Origin of the sequence: Propionispora hippei DSM 15287 (assembly GCF_900141835.1) — a bacterium.
Taxonomy (GTDB): domain Bacteria; phylum Bacillota; class Negativicutes; order Propionisporales; family Propionisporaceae; genus Propionispora; species Propionispora hippei.
Map to the genome: position 1 here is coordinate 1 of NZ_FQZD01000058.1, position 17,234 is coordinate 17,234.

15 protein-coding genes and 2 pseudogenes are annotated in these 17,234 nt (G+C 44.2%); 4 read left to right on the forward strand and 13 right to left on the reverse strand.

Annotated features, from left to right (window positions below):
- The coding region (locus tag F3H20_RS20045; RefSeq protein WP_223191860.1) for a hypothetical protein at positions 1-300 on the reverse strand (300 nt) is incomplete at its 3' end.
- A 591-nt stretch (positions 301-891) separates the two neighbouring features.
- Here F3H20_RS20045 and F3H20_RS20315 point away from each other — a divergent pair.
- From F3H20_RS20315 to F3H20_RS20320, 3 genes and pseudogenes are all read left to right on the forward strand, one after another.
- A pseudogene (locus F3H20_RS20315) lies at positions 892-1,296 on the forward strand (transposase); the annotation flags it as partial.
- A pseudogene (locus F3H20_RS20495) lies at positions 1,244-1,558 on the forward strand (transposase). The pseudogenes F3H20_RS20315 and F3H20_RS20495, both read left to right, overlap by 53 nt.
- Before the next feature lie 20 nt (positions 1,559-1,578).
- Positions 1,579-1,953 carry a transposase gene (locus tag F3H20_RS20320; RefSeq protein ID WP_449421261.1) on the forward strand — a complete coding sequence of 125 codons (375 nt, stop codon included), beginning with the start codon at positions 1,579-1,581 and terminating at the stop codon, positions 1,951-1,953.
- Positions 1,954-2,611: 658 nt separating this feature from the next.
- On the opposite strand, the gene F3H20_RS18855 is transcribed toward F3H20_RS20320, so the two are convergent.
- From F3H20_RS18855 to F3H20_RS18910, 12 genes are all read right to left on the reverse strand, one after another.
- Positions 2,612-3,217 carry a hypothetical protein gene (locus F3H20_RS18855; protein WP_149736400.1) on the reverse strand — a complete coding sequence of 202 codons (606 nt, stop codon included), beginning with the start codon at positions 3,215-3,217 and terminating at the stop codon, positions 2,612-2,614.
- A 196-nt stretch (positions 3,218-3,413) separates the two neighbouring features.
- Positions 3,414-4,814, reverse strand: coding sequence for a sigma-54-dependent transcriptional regulator (locus F3H20_RS18860; protein WP_149736401.1), 1,401 nt, complete (start codon positions 4,812-4,814; stop codon positions 3,414-3,416).
- Positions 4,811-6,661, reverse strand: a complete 1,851-nt coding sequence (locus F3H20_RS18865; protein WP_188128418.1) for a PAS domain-containing sensor histidine kinase — start codon at positions 6,659-6,661, stop codon at positions 4,811-4,813. The genes F3H20_RS18860 and F3H20_RS18865 overlap by 4 nt, the downstream gene beginning before the upstream one ends.
- A 425-nt stretch (positions 6,662-7,086) precedes the next feature.
- The gene (locus tag F3H20_RS18870; protein WP_149736404.1) at positions 7,087-7,953 is read right to left on the reverse strand and encodes a ketose-bisphosphate aldolase; all 867 of its coding nucleotides are present in this window, start codon (positions 7,951-7,953) and stop codon (positions 7,087-7,089) included.
- Positions 7,954-7,969: 16 nt separating this feature from the next.
- On the reverse strand, positions 7,970-9,346 hold the full coding sequence (locus tag F3H20_RS18875) for a PTS fructose transporter subunit IIC (protein ID WP_149736405.1): 1,377 nt from the start codon (positions 9,344-9,346) through the stop codon (positions 7,970-7,972).
- 28 nt (positions 9,347-9,374) lie between these two features.
- Positions 9,375-9,830: a PTS sugar transporter subunit IIA gene (locus F3H20_RS18880; RefSeq protein WP_188128419.1), complete on the reverse strand. Its 456-nt coding sequence runs from the start codon at positions 9,828-9,830 to the stop codon at positions 9,375-9,377.
- Positions 9,831-10,022: 192 nt separating this feature from the next.
- On the reverse strand, positions 10,023-12,011 hold the full coding sequence (locus F3H20_RS18885; protein WP_149736409.1) for a BglG family transcription antiterminator: 1,989 nt from the start codon (positions 12,009-12,011) through the stop codon (positions 10,023-10,025).
- A gap of 493 nt (positions 12,012-12,504) precedes the next feature.
- Complete coding sequence (locus tag F3H20_RS18890) at positions 12,505-12,873, reverse strand: DUF4180 domain-containing protein (RefSeq protein ID WP_149736411.1); 369 nt, start codon at positions 12,871-12,873, stop codon at positions 12,505-12,507.
- A 289-nt stretch (positions 12,874-13,162) separates the two neighbouring features.
- Positions 13,163-13,726, reverse strand: coding sequence for a GNAT family N-acetyltransferase (locus F3H20_RS18895; protein WP_188128420.1), 564 nt, complete (start codon positions 13,724-13,726; stop codon positions 13,163-13,165).
- A 452-nt stretch (positions 13,727-14,178) separates the two neighbouring features.
- A complete protein-coding gene (locus tag F3H20_RS18900; RefSeq protein WP_223191861.1) occupies positions 14,179-14,700 on the reverse strand; it encodes a methyltransferase family protein in 522 nt (173 codons plus the stop codon).
- A gap of 321 nt (positions 14,701-15,021) precedes the next feature.
- Entirely contained in the window at positions 15,022-15,423 is a 402-nt protein-coding gene (locus F3H20_RS18905; RefSeq protein WP_149736413.1) for a pyridoxamine 5'-phosphate oxidase family protein, read from the reverse strand.
- A 222-nt stretch (positions 15,424-15,645) separates the two neighbouring features.
- Positions 15,646-16,071, reverse strand: coding sequence for a MarR family winged helix-turn-helix transcriptional regulator (locus tag F3H20_RS18910; protein ID WP_149736414.1), 426 nt, complete (start codon positions 16,069-16,071; stop codon positions 15,646-15,648).
- 329 nt (positions 16,072-16,400) lie between these two features.
- Here F3H20_RS18910 and F3H20_RS18915 point away from each other — a divergent pair, with 329 nt between their 5' ends.
- On the forward strand, positions 16,401-17,015 hold the full coding sequence (locus tag F3H20_RS18915) for a flavodoxin family protein (RefSeq protein ID WP_149736415.1): 615 nt from the start codon (positions 16,401-16,403) through the stop codon (positions 17,013-17,015).
- Positions 17,016-17,234 lie beyond the last annotated feature (219 nt).

Consider the following 17,234-nt stretch of genomic DNA (forward strand, 5'->3'; position numbering starts at 1 on the left):
CCCGGTAACCCCAGTGGCTCCGGTATCTCCGGTGGCTCCAGTGGCACCAGTGACCCCAGTGGCTCCAGTAGACCCGGCGGCTCCGGTATCTCCGGTAGCGCCCTGAGCGGATTCGCCGATTACGGTCATACCAGCTTTTATTGGAACGATCGTAGAATAAAAAACAATTGCGGTGCTGTTGTTTCTCAACTCTACCGTAACAGGGGGGGATTCAACTTCAATCACCGCTATCCCAACGACCTCTCCGGTTTTGATAGGAGAATTAGCAATCACAGAATCTCCCTGGGATGAAACTAGCATAAATCCGGCTCCATTTGACGAAGGTGACGACTGCGTCGCTACCCACCAGTTAAACTCATACCTTCCTGGCTCATTTAATGAGATAACTCCTGTTGCGCTATCATAACCAATATTGCCTGATAAAAGTATAGTTGAATCAAAAGCAACATTTGCGTTTGCCTCGATCGTACCCGAAGTTAGATGCTCTATTTGCAATGCTTCATTCACAATATTACCTCCATATAAATATACTCGCAGGTGACAAGAACGCTCTTCACTTGCCAGGACTGCATAGCAGGACTGACAACTCTTCACTGAAGAGAGTGGCGAAAAAATTGTGTAAACCTCCGTTGTCAGATAAAATAAAAACAACGGAGGTTTTAAAATGGGCAGAAAAAGAAAAGAGCTTGATGAGGCAACTGATTGAAGAACGCGATATCAGAGATATGCCGTCGTTCAGGCCCTAGTCAAAGAACTCACCGCAGGACTTATCCAGGAGGCCATGGCTGCTAAGCTTGAAGAAGAGCTTGGATACAGTAATATGACCACAAAAACAAGCAGACAAACAATAGCCGCAACGGTAACTATAAAAAGACAGTTACCAGTAGCCAGGGCGACGTGGAATTGACCGTGCCCCGCGACCGTAATGGCGAATTCGAACCGCAGATCGTAAAGAAGCACCAAACGGACATATCGTCCATTGAGGACAAAATCATCTACCTGTATTCCCAGGGGACATCCATCCAAGACATTGAGAAAACGATGCAGGAAATGTACGATATCGAAGTGGATGCGACCCGCGTATCCAAAATCACCGACAAGCTGCTGCCACTCATACGCGAATGGCAAAAACGGCCGCTTGAAAGCGTCTATTCCATGGTAATGCTCGACGCCATCCACTACAAGGTTCGCGAGGAAGGTATGGTGGTCAAAAAAGGACGTCTATATCGCCATCGGTACCGATTTGCAAGGCAAGAAGGACGTTCTCGGGCTATGGGTCGGTGCAACGGAAAGTAGCAAATACTGACTCGGCATGCTAAATGGTCTAAAAAACCGATGCATACAGGACATCCTGATTGCATCGGTTGACGGGTTGTCTGGCTTCTCTGAGGCTATTGCTGCGGCGTACCCCAAAACCGAAATCCAGCGTTGCATCATCCACCAACTCAGAGCTCTCCCCGCTACGTTTCAGAAGAACGCCAAGGCGTTTACGGCTGCGCTCAAGCCTCCCACCAAAGAAATTGCGCAGGAAGCACTCAATGATCTGGAGCGCGTCTAGGCGCAAAATACCCGGCGGCGATTCGTTCATGGCGGAAGCATTGGGACGAACTAGCCACCATGTTTAAGTACCCCGAGCAGATCAGGCGGATCATTTACGCTACTAACGCCATTGAGAATTTCAATCGACAGCTCCGCAAAGTGACAAAAACCAAGAGCGCTTTTGTCAGCGACGATACACTTTTAAGGCTGCTTTATCTGATCACCATGCAGGTTACAGATAAATGGACGATGCCCATCAAGGAATGGGGCAGCATCCTAATGCACTTGAGGATCTATTTCGGCGACCGGTCACCATCCGGCTTTGAGTGTTTATTAATACGGGGACTACCCCCACAACTATCCATTATTTGGCTTTCGGAGAATACACAATTGTTTTCGGCGCTACCTCATTGAATAGCAGGACTGACAACTGCTCATTGAGCAACTAGGCATTAAATCATCATCGACATCATCATAATACATTAACAAATCACCTCCACAAAATTCAAGGTAACCTATTAACATAGTATGATAACGCTATATCAGATGTTACATTGTTTAAGTGTGTATTTCAGAGAAGTCATTTATTGTAGATTAACGCTGGTAAATATGAATTTTAAACTACTGACTTTTGGGTGATTGCACAATAAGATTTCTTATGATGCTTTTTCTTAATTTATCCTTCGAAACAGGCAGTTACACCGGCCTTGATCGTACTTTGGGAAAGATCAGACCCTGATTCTTTCGTCAGTGTCAGAACCGTATCTCCATTTACAATACTGCCGGGTAAATAAAAATTGATATTGGAAAAATCAGCAATATCATTGGCTGTAATGTTTACATTATTATTTGCAGCATTTCCGCTGCCAGAAACATATGCGCCAATAACGCCAACTCCACCACTGTGTGAACCATTAACCGTACCACCTGATACAGTTACGTTATTGCCGGAAGCTGTGTCTCCTGCCCCGCCGATAACCGCGTAACTGCCGGAAACAGTCCCATTGGTTATCGTAACCGTATTATTATTTGCCGTACCGGTGGTGCTTTGCGTATATCCCCCACTAACACCTTACTCTATCGTTCCGCCGTATACAGTTGCTGCGTTGCCGTCGGAATTTCCCTGAATCGACTTACCGCCCTGAACAGTTCCGGACACGGTGCCATTATAGATAATAACTGTATTATTATTAGCGTTGCTATTGCTTCCTGAGACATACCCGCCATAAACATTTTTACCAATGTTGGCGTTGCTATTGCTTGTATTCCCTACAGTCACGGTATTGCCACTGATAGTCACACCGGCAGCATTTGATCGGTCACCCATAATACCTAAACTATCAGGATATGTTGTAGCATCGGAAATAACCCACCCCGAAGTTGAGGGTATAATCAGCAAGGTATTATTGGACCCTGCCAGATAAAATGTTCCGGCATTGGCTCCTGAATTGATAAACGTTGCATTGGGATCTGTGGGTGAGGTATAATCAGACGACGTACTAATGGTGATATTGGCATTGTCGGCAAAAACCGTCGGGGTCCACATCATGTGACCATAAGAAAAGAGTAAACCTGTCACTATCGCACTAGTTAACTTTTTGCTGAGCCTTCCCCTACTCCATCCCTGTCTGCCAGGGTTTAGAGATACGGCAGAAAAGCCGATTTTTATTTTTTTCATTCTTCCTTCCGTGTTAAATTAGGTTGTGGCTGAATTGAAATTCATTTCACCATCCAAAGCTTACATAGATTTATATTGCAAAAACCGTACCACCGTCCCAATGGCTAAAATCAACCTATTTTGTCCTTATAGTCGTGCGAAAATACAACAAGCGTGCGGTTTCGATACATCGAACCGCACGCTTGTTGTCGTAGATCTATTTTACTTTTTCTAATAACCGGTACAGCTTTCGTCGGGAAATACCAAGCTTTTCAGCAGCGGCCGTTTTGTTGCCCCCGCAGTCCTCCAGCGCACGCTGCACCAGATTGTTAACCTGATTGTTAATCACGTCACCCAATCCTTCAACGCCATCTATCTTTTCTCCCCGGAAAGCAGCCGCTTCTCCCATTTCTGCATCGTCTAGATGCAGATGCTCTCCTGTCAGCACCTCAGCATCGTGCATGAATACGGCCAACTCAATTGCATTACGCAGTTCCCGTACATTGCCTGGCCAGGAGTAGGAAACTAATTCTTTAGCTGCTTCCGGACTAATGTTTTGAAACCGCTTCCCTTTTTGCCTTGAAAGCTCCCGCAAAAAATATAGGGATAACGGAATGATCTCCTCAAGCCGTTGTCGCAGAGGCGGCAAATACAGCATTCCGACTTTTAAGCGATAATATAGATCCTTTCTAAAGTTTCCTGCTTTCACCGCATCTTCCAGGGAAACGTTGGTAGCGCAAATGATGCGGACATCCGTCTTTATTTTCTGGGTACCTCCTACACGGTAAAATTCCTTCTCCTGAAGTACCCGCAACAATATCCCCTGTTTTTCCAGAGGAATCTCTGCCACCTCGTCCAAAAACAGCGTGCCTCCCCTGGCAGCGTCGAACTTGCCGAGTTGTCCACGCTTCAGCCCGCCGGTGAACGCACCATGCTCGTATCCAAACAACTCACTTTCAAAGAGGCTCGGCATAATAGCCGCACAATTGATATCAATAAAAGGCAGGTGGCATCCTCCCTCTTGCAGTCCATGATGAATCAGCTTGGCCATCAATTCTTTTCCGACTCCGGTTTCTCCCTGAATCAATACCGAAAGGCCTCGGTCTTCATGAAATTTTATGGCCTGCTCCATCTTTTGATGCATGCTCTTGGAAAAGAAACCAAGCCTGTCCTGCACCTCAGGCAGACGGTATAACGATGTTGGCTGTATGGCGCCGGATAGAGCTGAGTCCATGTTTCTGTTCCTGATTTCCGTTCTTTTTCCGACACGATCCAGCAAATCTACAAGGTCATTCATCCCCACTGGCTTTAACAAATAATCATACGCCCCCAGCCGCAAGGCGTCTACTGCCGTTTCCACCGTTGCAAAACCGGTGAAAAGCACCACGTCAAATCCGTCGGCTTCCCTACATCCACGAAGTTCCCGCAAAAAATCAATGCCACTCTTGCCCGGCATCTTAATATCGGACAGCAGCAGGTTAATCGAAGGCACCTGCCGCAACCTTTCCAGTCCTTCCTCCGCGCTTCCCGCCTCCAGCATAGTATGTCCAAGTAAACCGAGTATGGTACTCATGCTTTCCCGGCTGTCTTTATCGTCATCAATCACGAGAATATTCATGGCTGATTCTCCTCTTGTTTTTCGATTGGCAGGCGGATAACGAAATCGGCACCACCTAGTTCATTGTTATAAACGGTTACATTACCGCGCAGATTCTCGACGAGTGATTTGACAATAGCCAGACCGAAACCGAGATTGTCCGTCTTCTGCCTCTTTGTCGTGAAAAACGGTTCAAATACCTTGGGTAATATATCTTCCGCAATGCCACAGCCGTTATCACTGACGACCAGTTCAAGCCACTCCCCTTTTTCCACGGTGGAAATAAGAATGCGCTTGTCTTGCTTAGACGTCGCCAGAACTGCTTCCTGCGCGTTTCTTAATAAATTGAAAAGGATCTGCTCAATCTCACTATCAGCCGCGCAGACTACCACATGAGGAGCCTGTGTTTGATATTGAAGGGCAACAGCCCCGCTACCCTGTACGGTTCGAAACGTCTCCAGCGAGCGGTGCAGGACAGTATCCAGGACAACTCCTCTACGGGACTGGCTGTCCTGCCTCACAATATTGCGAACATTGGTGACAACAGCCTCCACCCGTTCCACCTGTCGGCTGATGCGCCGCAGTTCGACTTTGACCTGATCCATGTTCAGTTTTTCTCCCATTTCACTTACGTATAACAGTCCGTCGGTAGATATTTTCAGGGAATTCAACGGCTGACCAAGATCATGTACGATACTGGCGGCCATCACGCCTGCCGTACTGAGCTTCTGCGCTTCCTGCAGTTGGGTTAAAGCTGCCAGAGCCTCAGCCTCCAGTTTTTTCTGTTCCGTAATATCTGTTACAACGTGAAAGGCTTGTGAGGCGTTCAACGGTAGAATACGCGTATGAAGATATAAGCTTTCCTCTTTCCAGGGCAATATAAACTCATATTGAGAGCTTTGACCGTTTATAATAGCATTTTGAGTAAGCTGTACAATTTCATTGGCATTTACTCTAGGCAGCACCTGCTGTATCATTTGTCCTATATAGACTTGCCGGGGAAATCTCGCACTAAACGCAGAACTATTCGAATAAACTTCTTCAACGCGCCCTTCACCGGTACTTACGACCAGCATATCCGGTATAGCATTGATCAATGCCCGTACCTTTGCCTCACTGGCTCGCAGATTCCTGGTTTTTTCATCAACCATCCGTTCCAGAATTTCTTTCTTGGTATTTACCGCCCGGTTAAGCTCTTCTTCCTGCTTTCGCGCCTCTTTACCCAACCGGTGTATTATCAGCCAGAAATAACAAACGACGCGGCTGATGCCGCACAGAGAGAGGAGCAGCACAAACACCGCTTGCATGCCGTATATATTCAAAAAAGCCACCATAGGTGACTGGATATAGGCATTAACAGCCCGCGCTCCCATAACGGCAAAATGCTGCAGATGAGCCGCTACTAAAAACCGTATCGGTGCTTCTCCTGTCGCCCCACTTTTCAGCAGGGTAGCAACGGAAATCAAGGAAAACAGCATTGCACCTACGCTAAAGGCAATAATCCGATAAGCCAGTGAAGCGTACACCACGCTGAAAAACCATATGCCAAAGCAGATGACAAGCACAGGCGCCAGCATTGCCGATCGCAAATAGCCCTGTTTCCCAATATAACGGGATATGCCCTCCTGCTCGATTGTAAACCCCAGAGCGATGCACATATTGGAAATGCCCACACCCCAAAGCACAGGAACGATTCCCTGGAGAGCAATCAAAAGCATACCAGCGCCTATCAGCGCCTGACTGATGCTCCATAGGCGTATAACCGTCCGCAACTGCCGTTCCGAGTAGCATGCCAATGCCAAAATCAAGGAGGCGACCATTGCTTCCGCCGCAGAGGCAATCAATAATGTCTTTATATCCAAAAGCATTTCCCCACTCTCCCGAACCCAATTCATTGATATTATAACATTTTATTGCTTTTGCGACAGCCTGTCCTGCAGGCTTATGACAGGAAAAATAAGGTTTTATATTCCGTGATATTCCACGAAACCCGTGCACCGCCCGGCTTATTAGATTCAAGGCTCCTATAGCATGTAATCAAAGTAAGAAATCCAATTTTCATCAGACTTTCCTGATGAAAATTGGATTTCTTAGCTAAAAGGACAGGCCTGCCTCCATTAAAGAGTTCACGAAAAAATAAGCGAGGCCGACATTATGAGGTCATGGCGTGAGCGAGTGAGCGCTTAACTCGTTTAAATTAATCGAAGCGATTAAAAAAGCCGGCGCTATGAACTTTCTTGTATAATAAACCGGATTTTTCCTACCTCGCCTTCAGGCACACGCAGCTACCGGACTACCGATATAAGCTCTGTTTACCCAAGGTGTTCAAAACCCCCAGCTTATGTTTAATCACGCGTTTTGCGGCCGCGATGCAGCTTGGGAAAATCTCATTCGGTTCATATACTCCGGGGTTTTCGGCAAAAAACCGCCGGCATTCGTTAAAAAAAGCGCTTTTCACGTCACTGGAAATATTCACTTTGCAAACGCCCAGGGCCACAGACCGGCTAATTTCTTCATCGGGATTGCCGGAACCGCCATGCAGTACCAACGGAATATCCACCAGCCGGCTGATTTCTTCCAACCGTTTCAGCTCCAGTTTCGGCACGAAGTTCTTCGGGTATAAACCGTGAGCCGTGCCAATGGCTACCGCCAACGTGTCAATGCCCGTCCTTTCCACAAAATCCTTAGCCTGAGCCGGATCGGTATACACCACATGATCCACGCCCCCCTCGGCACTGTAGTTCATGGCTCCGATCGTGCCAAGCTCGGCCTCCACCGATACGTTAACTTCATGAGCCAGGTTCACGATCTCCCGCGTTTGCCGGATATTTTCCTCATACGACTTTTTCGAAGCATCAATCATGACCGACGTATAGCCGTTATGAATCGCCCGCATGACATCATAGACAGTTTCGCCATGATCCAGATGAATCACCACCGGGAACTCGGCCTCATAGGCAGCTTTCTTCACCGTATCGATATAGCTATCCGTCAAATGCTCAATTTCCACCGGATGAATTTCCAGAATGACAGGCGACTCGGTTTCCCGGCAAGTCTCCATAACCGCCCGTAATATTTCATGACTGCTGATATTAAAAGCCGGCACAGCAAATTTGTTTTTCCTGGCAACAGCCAGTAAATTCTTCATATTGTATAGCATCCTGATCCCTCCTTGTCTATGCTTCGTAGTTGTTTTTCCATTTCAGTGCGGCTACAGCCAGGCAGGTGACCACCGTGCCGGCCGCCAAAGCCAACACGTACACAGGCAGGTTGCCTATAACGTTGGGAATCGGCAAAATCCACACTCCGCCATGCGGTGCCAGGCTAGTGCAATTCGCGCTGAGCGAGATAGCCGCCGCCACAGCCGAACCGGCCATCAGAGAAGGAATCACCCGAATGGGATCAGCGACAGCAAAAGGAATGGCCCCTTCGGTGATGTATGACAACCCCAGTACCCAGCAAGATTTGCCCGCTTCTCTTTCCTCCACGGTAAACTTCTTTTTAAATAACACGGTGGCTAAAGCCAAGCCCAATGGAGGTGTCATACCGGCAACCATACAGGCAGCGATCGGCCCATATATCCCGCTGGACATCAAGGCAATAGAAAACGTGGAGATCGACTTATTAATCGGTCCACCCATATCGGAAGCCATCATAATACCAATCAGCGCCCCAAACAGAATCCCCTGCGTGGCGTCCAGCGAATTTAAAAACAGTGTCAATGAATCCAGCAAGTACTTAACAGGTTTGCCAACGACAAAAAGCATAAAGAATCCGGTAATGCCGGTAGCCAGTAAAGGCACCAAAATGAGACCTTTCAAGGTTTCCACCGATTTGGGCATTTTTATTGTTTTCATCAGCCAGACAGTCAGGTATCCGGCAAACAAGGCGCCAATCAGGCCACCCAGAAAACCTGCCCCAATATCCTTGGCCAGGACCCCGGCCACTACGCCGGGGCACATTCCCTGCTTTCCGGCAATGGAATAGGCAATACCGGCTGCCAGCATCGGCACCATCATGCCGAATGCGGCGCCGCCGCCAATTTTGCCGAAGGCTTCGGCAAACACATTGTAGCTCGGGTCCTTCGGATCACCGGCATGAATGCCAAACATGAAACTGAAAGCGATCAAAATACCGCCGGCAATCACGAAGGGCAGCATGTAATTGACACCGCTCATCAAGTGCCTATACAAGCCGGTTTGCTGGCTTTTTTTCTTTTCCTTCTCTTCTGCCGCCAGTTGAAAAATGCTAGTGTTTTTCCCTTCAATGGCATTTCCCAGTACTTTTTTAGGATTTTTCACCGCTTGCTCAATCGAGACTTCCACCACACGCTTGCCGTCAAACCTCTCTAAATCGACCTGTTTGGAAGCAGCAATAACCACGATATCCGCTTCCTGAATATCCTCTGCTGTCAGAATATTCCCCGTTTCAACTCCCTGGGTTTCCATCTTTACCTCATGCCCCAGCTCCCTGCCTGCTTTCTCCAGGCCTTCAGCAGCCATATACGTATGGGCAATTCCGGTAGGACACGCGGCAATACCAACCACCTTCATCAGTACTTCCTCCTTTTCTTAACCAACATTACAGCCCCTGTAAGCAGCGGACCATTTCATTCGGGCTTTTCGCCTGATTTAACCGCAAACGAAATTCCTCATCCATAAACTTCCGGGACAACTGACTGAGAATGCCAAGATGCTCGTTAGTGCTTTTTTCCGGCACAGCGATGAGAAACAGTATATTGACCGCCTCCTCTTGGCCTGGTGCATCGCTATAGTTGATTGTCCGGTTAAGCTTGCCCACTGCGATCGCCGGGCGCAGCACGTACTTCGACTTGGCATGAGGAATGGCCAGCCCGAAACCTATGCCCGTATTGAACATCTTCTCGCGCGCCAGTACGTCTGCCACAAATCCTGCACAGTCCGTAATGATTTGATTTTTTTGTAAGCATCCGGCTAATTGTGTAATTGCATCCACTTTGCTCTGCGCCGACAGGTTAAACAGAACCGTATCGGCAGTAACAATGGCTGTCATGTCCATGGGCTGATCTCCTTTGGTCTGTAATCTAACTGCATTGTAGCACTGCTTATTTTCCAGATTCAATAATGCATAGAACCGAAAACATTCCATATTGCACCGTATAAATAGAAACCCGTTTCTGTACACCAAAAAGCCTGCTCACGCCGGAGAATGGGTGAGCAGGCTGCGCCGGAGAAAAACAAGGCACCGGTTTTACCTGTTTTTTTCAGCATCAACCACATAGGCGGGAGCTTCCAGAAATAATGCCTGAATGGCTTGCGTATCTGCTGATTTTTTTATCTTTGAAATTAATGTTTCATCTTTGATAATCGAATACAAACGCCGGAAAAAATACTGATTGGTGGCGATATTGGAAAAGTTTATGGCTAAAACAAAAACTAAGTCCACATAAAACTCATCCCAGCAAATGGTGTGCTTCAAATTTACAATCACCAGGGAAGATACCTGGACGAGCGTATGAGAGCCGTGAGGTACAGCCACATAACGCCCCATCGCTGTCGAAGCCCGTTTTTCCCTCTCCAGCATGCTCTCAGCATAGCCGGGCTTAACATATCCTTTCTCCAGCAAATAATTGCCGTATCTGGTTAACACCTCTTCCTTGCTATTGAGATCATCATGGACATACAACACCTTATCTTGAAGCTCGCTCACCGCCTGCCGGGCATAAAGAACATGCCTGCCAACAATCCAGCTCTTGATTTTGGTTATGTCATCCGGCTCCAACAGAGCACTGATTTGAATCAGCTTGGCATCCTCGCTTTTGATTAAGTGGGTCTCATCCAGCAATAAATCAAACTCTTCCGGATTCATATAGCTTAGCTCACCACTGGTGCATACCCTGGTAATCTTTAGTTCTCCGATGTGGCTTTGCAGCAAGCTCTCCAGGTACTTTGACAACGTAATCCCGCCGTCGCAAACCAGACAAGTTCTGATATACCGGCCATTCTCCCGGCGGTTTACAGCGGCGGCAATATGCAGGCACAAATAGCCGATCTCATTGGCATCAAATGCAATCTTTTCCTCCAGCTCCAGCTCCTCAATCGACGTCATCACCGCCAAATAGATACTCGTATACTTGTGCCGTATATCATCAAGGAGCGGATTTTCCGCTTTCGCGCCATATTTGATGCGCCGGATGGCCGGTTTCAAATGCAGCAGCAGATTATAAATCAGCTCCTGGTCCCCGGTCAGATCAAGCTGCAAAAATTGCGATATTCGAAGGATAAACTGCTGCGTCAAATTCTCGTTAATCAGGACTTCATGGATAGGTACCGGCGAATTTTTTTGTTTGCGTGCCACCAGTAAATACCGGGTAATTTCATATAATTCCTCATCCGGAATTTTCATCCGGAACCATTCTTCCATATGCGAGCGTATCACCTGGGCGGCTAAATACTCATGGATATTCTTCAGGGATGTTGTATCAATGGTGGTAAATTTCTTTATACGGATCCGCTGCAGGGTGATACTTAATTTAAGCAGCAGTTTGAAAAAATCGTTTTCTGTAAATCTATTATTTAATACAACCTCGCCCAAAGACAAAATCTGCTGTAATGCATCTATCTTTTCTCTGTCAAAGAAAAAACACAGCCGCAAATAATTCTGCTTGGTCAGACGCTCCGGAAGGGCTGTCGGCTCATCGACAGCTGGCGGTGCAATCTTCATTTGCATACAAAGTTCCCTGTAGGCAGCCCGGATCTTCCCTTCCTCTCCTTCAATCCATATGCCGACATGCTCCTTCTTTATCAGGTCAATCCCCCGGTCACACAGCCACTGGCTCACCCTCTCAAGCACACTATGGACACTCGTTTTGCTTTTGTACAAAGTATCAGCCAAAGACTGAACCGTGCAGGGAGCACCGGCCCGGAATAAGGTGTGTAAGATATAAGCTTCCTCGGCCAATGCCAACATACGCTCCGGAGGATAGACTGTCTGCTCTGCCAGCACCAGTTTTTCATATAGTTCGCAACGCTGAGTTTCATTACCAAACAGTTTGATCCCCAGTTTTTGTTTTTTATCTATCGTACAAGGCCGGATCATTTCATAAAACGCTGGCTCCGACAAGTAGTTATGAACCGTTTTGGAGGACACATCCAGTTGTGAGGCAATGTTTGCTACGGGTATGTATTGCTGATGCTCCAGTAAAATTTTTATAATTTTTTTATACAACTGTACATTCATTGCGTCACCCCCATAACTCACTGTGCATCCTGGTCAAATTATAGAATAATCATAACCAGGTTCGGTTACCATTGTACAACACCAGGTCATTTCCCGGCCACTATCCGCTCTAAAACACCATCCTCAGTATAACAACTCTCACTTTCCATATACAATCATATAAAGATCGTATTTTTTTCGCTTTTTCAATCAATATGGTAAATGCATGCACGCCAAACTATTTACTCATTGATCTTCCGAAACCCGCCATTGAAACCTGCTGAAGTCCACAAACAATTATACTGTGAGTGACGCAACTGTAGTAATGCGACTTAACTTTGTCAAAGGCTAGGCGGTAGTAGAGCAATAAAAAAAACCTGCCATTCATATCTAAATGACAGGTATGTTAGAGATGATTTCTTATATTTATAAACTTCACAGCCCCATTTGCCAAGCATCTTGCCAAAATTTTCCTCATTATCGTTCTTCATGTGCTTATCATTAAAAGGTGTCCTTAAACTGCTGTTAACAGTTTGTTTATGGCTGTCTGTTCATCCGGAACAAAGAACACTGCATTACCCTGATTACACTCATAAATAAAGTCTTTCAATGGTTTGCTTGTGTATATCGAAAAATCGCCAATTATGGCAATTTTCTTGGAATAGTTTACGAACTTTTGTAGAATTTCTCCCGCAATTCCTGAACTTAACTTGAAAAAATCTTCTATTATCGCCTCTTTGTTTATCGCTATCCTTTGGCAATCATCATCGTAATTAATCAAAGCTATTAAGTCTAGCGCAGATTGCGTATCTGTAATAAGTAACTCGTCGCTGTGTAAAACAGCAATGGCGACCCCATTATTTTTAATAATCTGTTTTTTCATTGTATCTCCTTTATGCCTTGTTTTCTATTTTACCCAGAGCATGGGTGAAGCGACACACTGACAGGCTGAGAGTTCACAGGGAACCCGAAGTGGACGGACAAAAAGGCGGTGAAGGTCACGCTCTTTCATAAAGCATGCCCAAATATTATTTCTTTTGTGAGTAAACTAGCAATTGCATTTCCTTATGCGAGGCCGGTATATATTTGTCAAACTTACCAAATGTATCTTTAACAACCATTTGTCGTGATCTGAAGATATTTTCTATTTCATTTATGGAATATAAATTATCTTATTCTGGTATTTCTTCTTTCAACATGGACATCATGAATGTATCTCTAAACTCGTTTCCATAATTATATTGCCGAAGTAACCCCTCCTTAGAAAACCCTGCTTTGCATAATACCTTAACTGATGCGATATTTTCAGGAACTACGGTAGCCTGTATCCTATGTAATCCCATCTTTTGAAATCCGAATTTTGCAGCTCCCTGCAAAGCCTCTGTCATATACCCGTTATTCCAATGATCTTTGGAGAGCGAATAGGCAACCTCTGCCATTGACTGACGAACAAATCTACATAGTTCAATTCTTCCTACTAATTCATCGCTTTCTTTCAAAGCAATACCCCAACAAATGGTAAGCTTACTTTTAAAATATCTTCCGTTCATATTTTCTATAAACCGTCTGGCTTCTTCTATATCTTTTGGACATGCCAGTCCGTTTAAAAACTGCTGCACTTCTTTCGCTGAAAACCATCCTAAGTATCTTTCTGCATCACTTGGATGCATGAACCGTAATCTCAACCTTTCCAGTTCAATAAGTGGGAAAGATTTAAATGCCTCTTTAAATGACATTGAAATTGCCTCCATACTCTTAGGTACATTACATTGCAAACCGACAATCTAGAAATCATTAAGTGAAGATCTAGTGGATGATTCTTGAGAGCCGCCAGTCCTTCTATCATAAGTGCCCTATTAATATTGGGCAGCCATCCCTCTGAACTCAGCGCATCCGGTTTTGAAATTAATCCGGAATATAATATTATTATAGTTCCTAAATCAGGGAAATCCTGCTAAGTTTTGTATTTATTTTACAAAGTTACTTATTTTATGGCTAAACATTGCTACAGACTTTTACCCTTGTTTGACACTCTATCTATTTTTATACCTTTTCCACAAATAGTAAACCAAATACTACCGGCACCTTCTGACTCGTAAGTACCGTCCCTGTTTTTTATATTAACATTATATTATGTCAAAAGATTAATGGTATTAAAGCCCAAGTTCTTTTTTTATATTCAACATATTCATCTCCAAATGTATTCAATTAAAAACATTTCTTCTTTGCTAATCTTAACTATGTAAGCCACCACAATAATCAACGTTCCTATCAATGAAGCTAAAGTACCAACTGTAATAAATGTTCCGATAAATCCCCCGATGATTCCAGTATATATAGGATTACGGATATATTTATAGGGACCTTTCGTAACAAGTCGCTGCCCTTGTACCTTTTGTATTACCCCGCTCCAATTTTTAAACAATAATATTCTCGCCCAGACTGAAAATACCAGGGATAAAGTCAGTAGTAATAACCCAATGATTTTTACATACTGCCCCTGTATAATTACCTTCCCAAAAAATGAATTATTATAAAATGATAATGATAACCAAAATGCTGCTACCACGAAAAATACATGTGAAAATCTTTGACTACGTTTTTGTCCTGCCTTTTCAGTTTTTATATTATATTGGGTTCTTATTCCGGTAATTATCCAATAGACCCAGAAAATTCCCCATAAGCAATTAACATATAAAATTTCGCTCAACTAGAAATACCCCCTCACAGTGAATTTTATAACAGATCAACGCTCTGCTCTCAGGATACATTTTGCCGTATTTAGGGTTATTGGTATTTTGACTATAGATGTTGTTTTTTGGATCGCAGTAGGTTTTATTTTCTATGAATAAGGCCTCCCGATAATTTATATGGTTAGATTGTCCATTATTCTGAAGATATACGCAATAAACCTGCATAGAAATAATATCCATGCAGGTTTTGTAATTCATTTTAATTAATAGCCCTTCCTGCCTCCTTCTCACTAATGTGGAATAGCCTGACGAACAACATCGCCAGGCTATTGCTTAATTTAAAACTCAAATACTTGTGGTGGTTTCCCAGAGAAATCTGATATGGTGGCAATACCATGCTCGACATAAAATATCTCAAAGATCGGATTATCTGCTGTCTGATAAATTGATTTTACTAATGGGCTTACCTTTAATACTTTCTCCTTTATCGTTAAGTCGCTGCTAAACTCAACGTTACCACTTAATCGAATCCAAGTATAGTTTGGTGAAGAAGTCGAAAACTCGAAAGACGGATTCGCCTTTAGCTGCCGATACACCGCTTTAGCATTACTTGTGCAAAAATATAATTTGCCACCATCCTCTAACATAAATTGGAATGGTCTAACTTTAGGCTTTCCAGCCTCAACGGTTGCCAAATACCCACTTTTGTTTTCTTGAAGAAACTTTACTACTTTTTCCATTTTATTACCTCCGTTATAAATTTATTTTTAAATAAAATTAGATAGTTAACTAATTAATGTAAACACATTGCATTTTTTACTTTACCGGAAAAGTATTGCTTCCCTTGGATTACCCTGTGTATTAATCTGGCTGGGCATACAAATAAGCTGTTTCATGCTTTCCGCAATTTATTCGATATCTAACCTTTTCTTTAAAAAATTAGTTAAACCATATTGATTTAACTAGTTAAGATTATAGCTTATTTGTTCCAAAAGGTTTTCTACATACTCAGCAGCTTCATCGTCTATACCATTGTATACTACTGCGCTTAGCTTGTCAGAAACTGCTTTGAAGACTGGCTGTAATGCATAACCTTTTTCAGTTAGTTCTATAAATGTTATTCGGCTATCCTCATGACTCTTTTCCTTAGTCACATAGCCAAGAACCACGAGTTTATCCACTAAAACTGTAACGGTTGGTTTTGTACGATGAATTTTTTCGGCCAGGTCTTTCATTGTATGCTTTTCCCCATTAAAGAGAAGAGCAAGAATTCCTCCATGGGATGGTACAATACCATAAACGCCATTATTTTCAAGCTCACGAATAATGAGCCTATGTGCTTTGTCAGTTATTCTGCTTGTAAGTGCGACAACATTATTTTTTCTCATACACCCATTATAGTAAGACATCTAACTAATGTCAATAGAAAACACTATAAAACTACTTCGATCTGATATATTGAACCTTTGGCACAATATATTTCAGCTCTTCAAACATCTAAATAAAGTGCCATACTGAAAAGGCAGGCACGTTGCTTCAAAGCCTAAAACAGCGTGCCGGCCTTTTCAGTATACTAACAGATACTACCTCACTAAATAGTGCGTACTTGTTATCGAAGGAGTTCATTTGTTAATATTAGTATCAGATATCCCTTTGCTAAGCTGATCGCTGAGTTACGGGAAATAAAGCTTAGCAGCCAAGATGAAAGGAGAAGGGTATGAAAGTATTATTGGTAAACGGCAGTCCAAATCCAGAAGGATGTACTTACACGGCTTTGAAGGAGGTAGCGGGTCAATTAGAGAAAAACGGAATTGAAACGGAAATATTTCATATCGGGAAACAAGCCGTTCAAGGCTGCATCGCTTGCGGCAAGTGTGCCGAGTTGGGCAGATGTGTCTTTAAAGATGACCTCTATAATGAATTATTGAAACGTATAAAAGAAGCAGCCGGAATCGTAATCGGCTCGCCGGTTTATGTTGCCGGTCCCAACGGCTCCCTTTGTGCGATACTTGACCGTATATTTTATTCAGCAAGAGAGTATTTGACCAATAAACCGTCCGCGGCGGTTGTGAGTTGCAGAAGAGGCGGGGCAAGCTCCACCTTTGACCGCTTAAACAAATATTTAACGGTTAATCAAATGCCCGTAGTGACTTCACAATATTGGAATTCAGTACACGGCTTTACACCAGAAGACGTTAAAAAGGATTTAGAGGGACTACAAACCATGAGGGTATTAGGAAATAATATGGCTTGGATGCTAAAGACTATTTCCGAATCCAAGCACCCTCTTCCCGAAAGAGAAGAACGGATTCTAACGCATTTTATCCGATAAATTATTCCTCAATGTACATTTTTCCCTGCAAGGCGGGTGTATCCCTGATTTTGTGTAAACTCCAAATAGCATAAAAAAGAGCAATATTTTTTAAGAGGGCAAAACAGTCAGATAGGCTGATTGCCCCTCTGTTAGCATTATACGAAAACTAGCCCGGCTGTCAAGCTAGTCCAGCCGGTCGGCAAAGAATATTTCTAATTGGGAATGGATTTGTCCCCA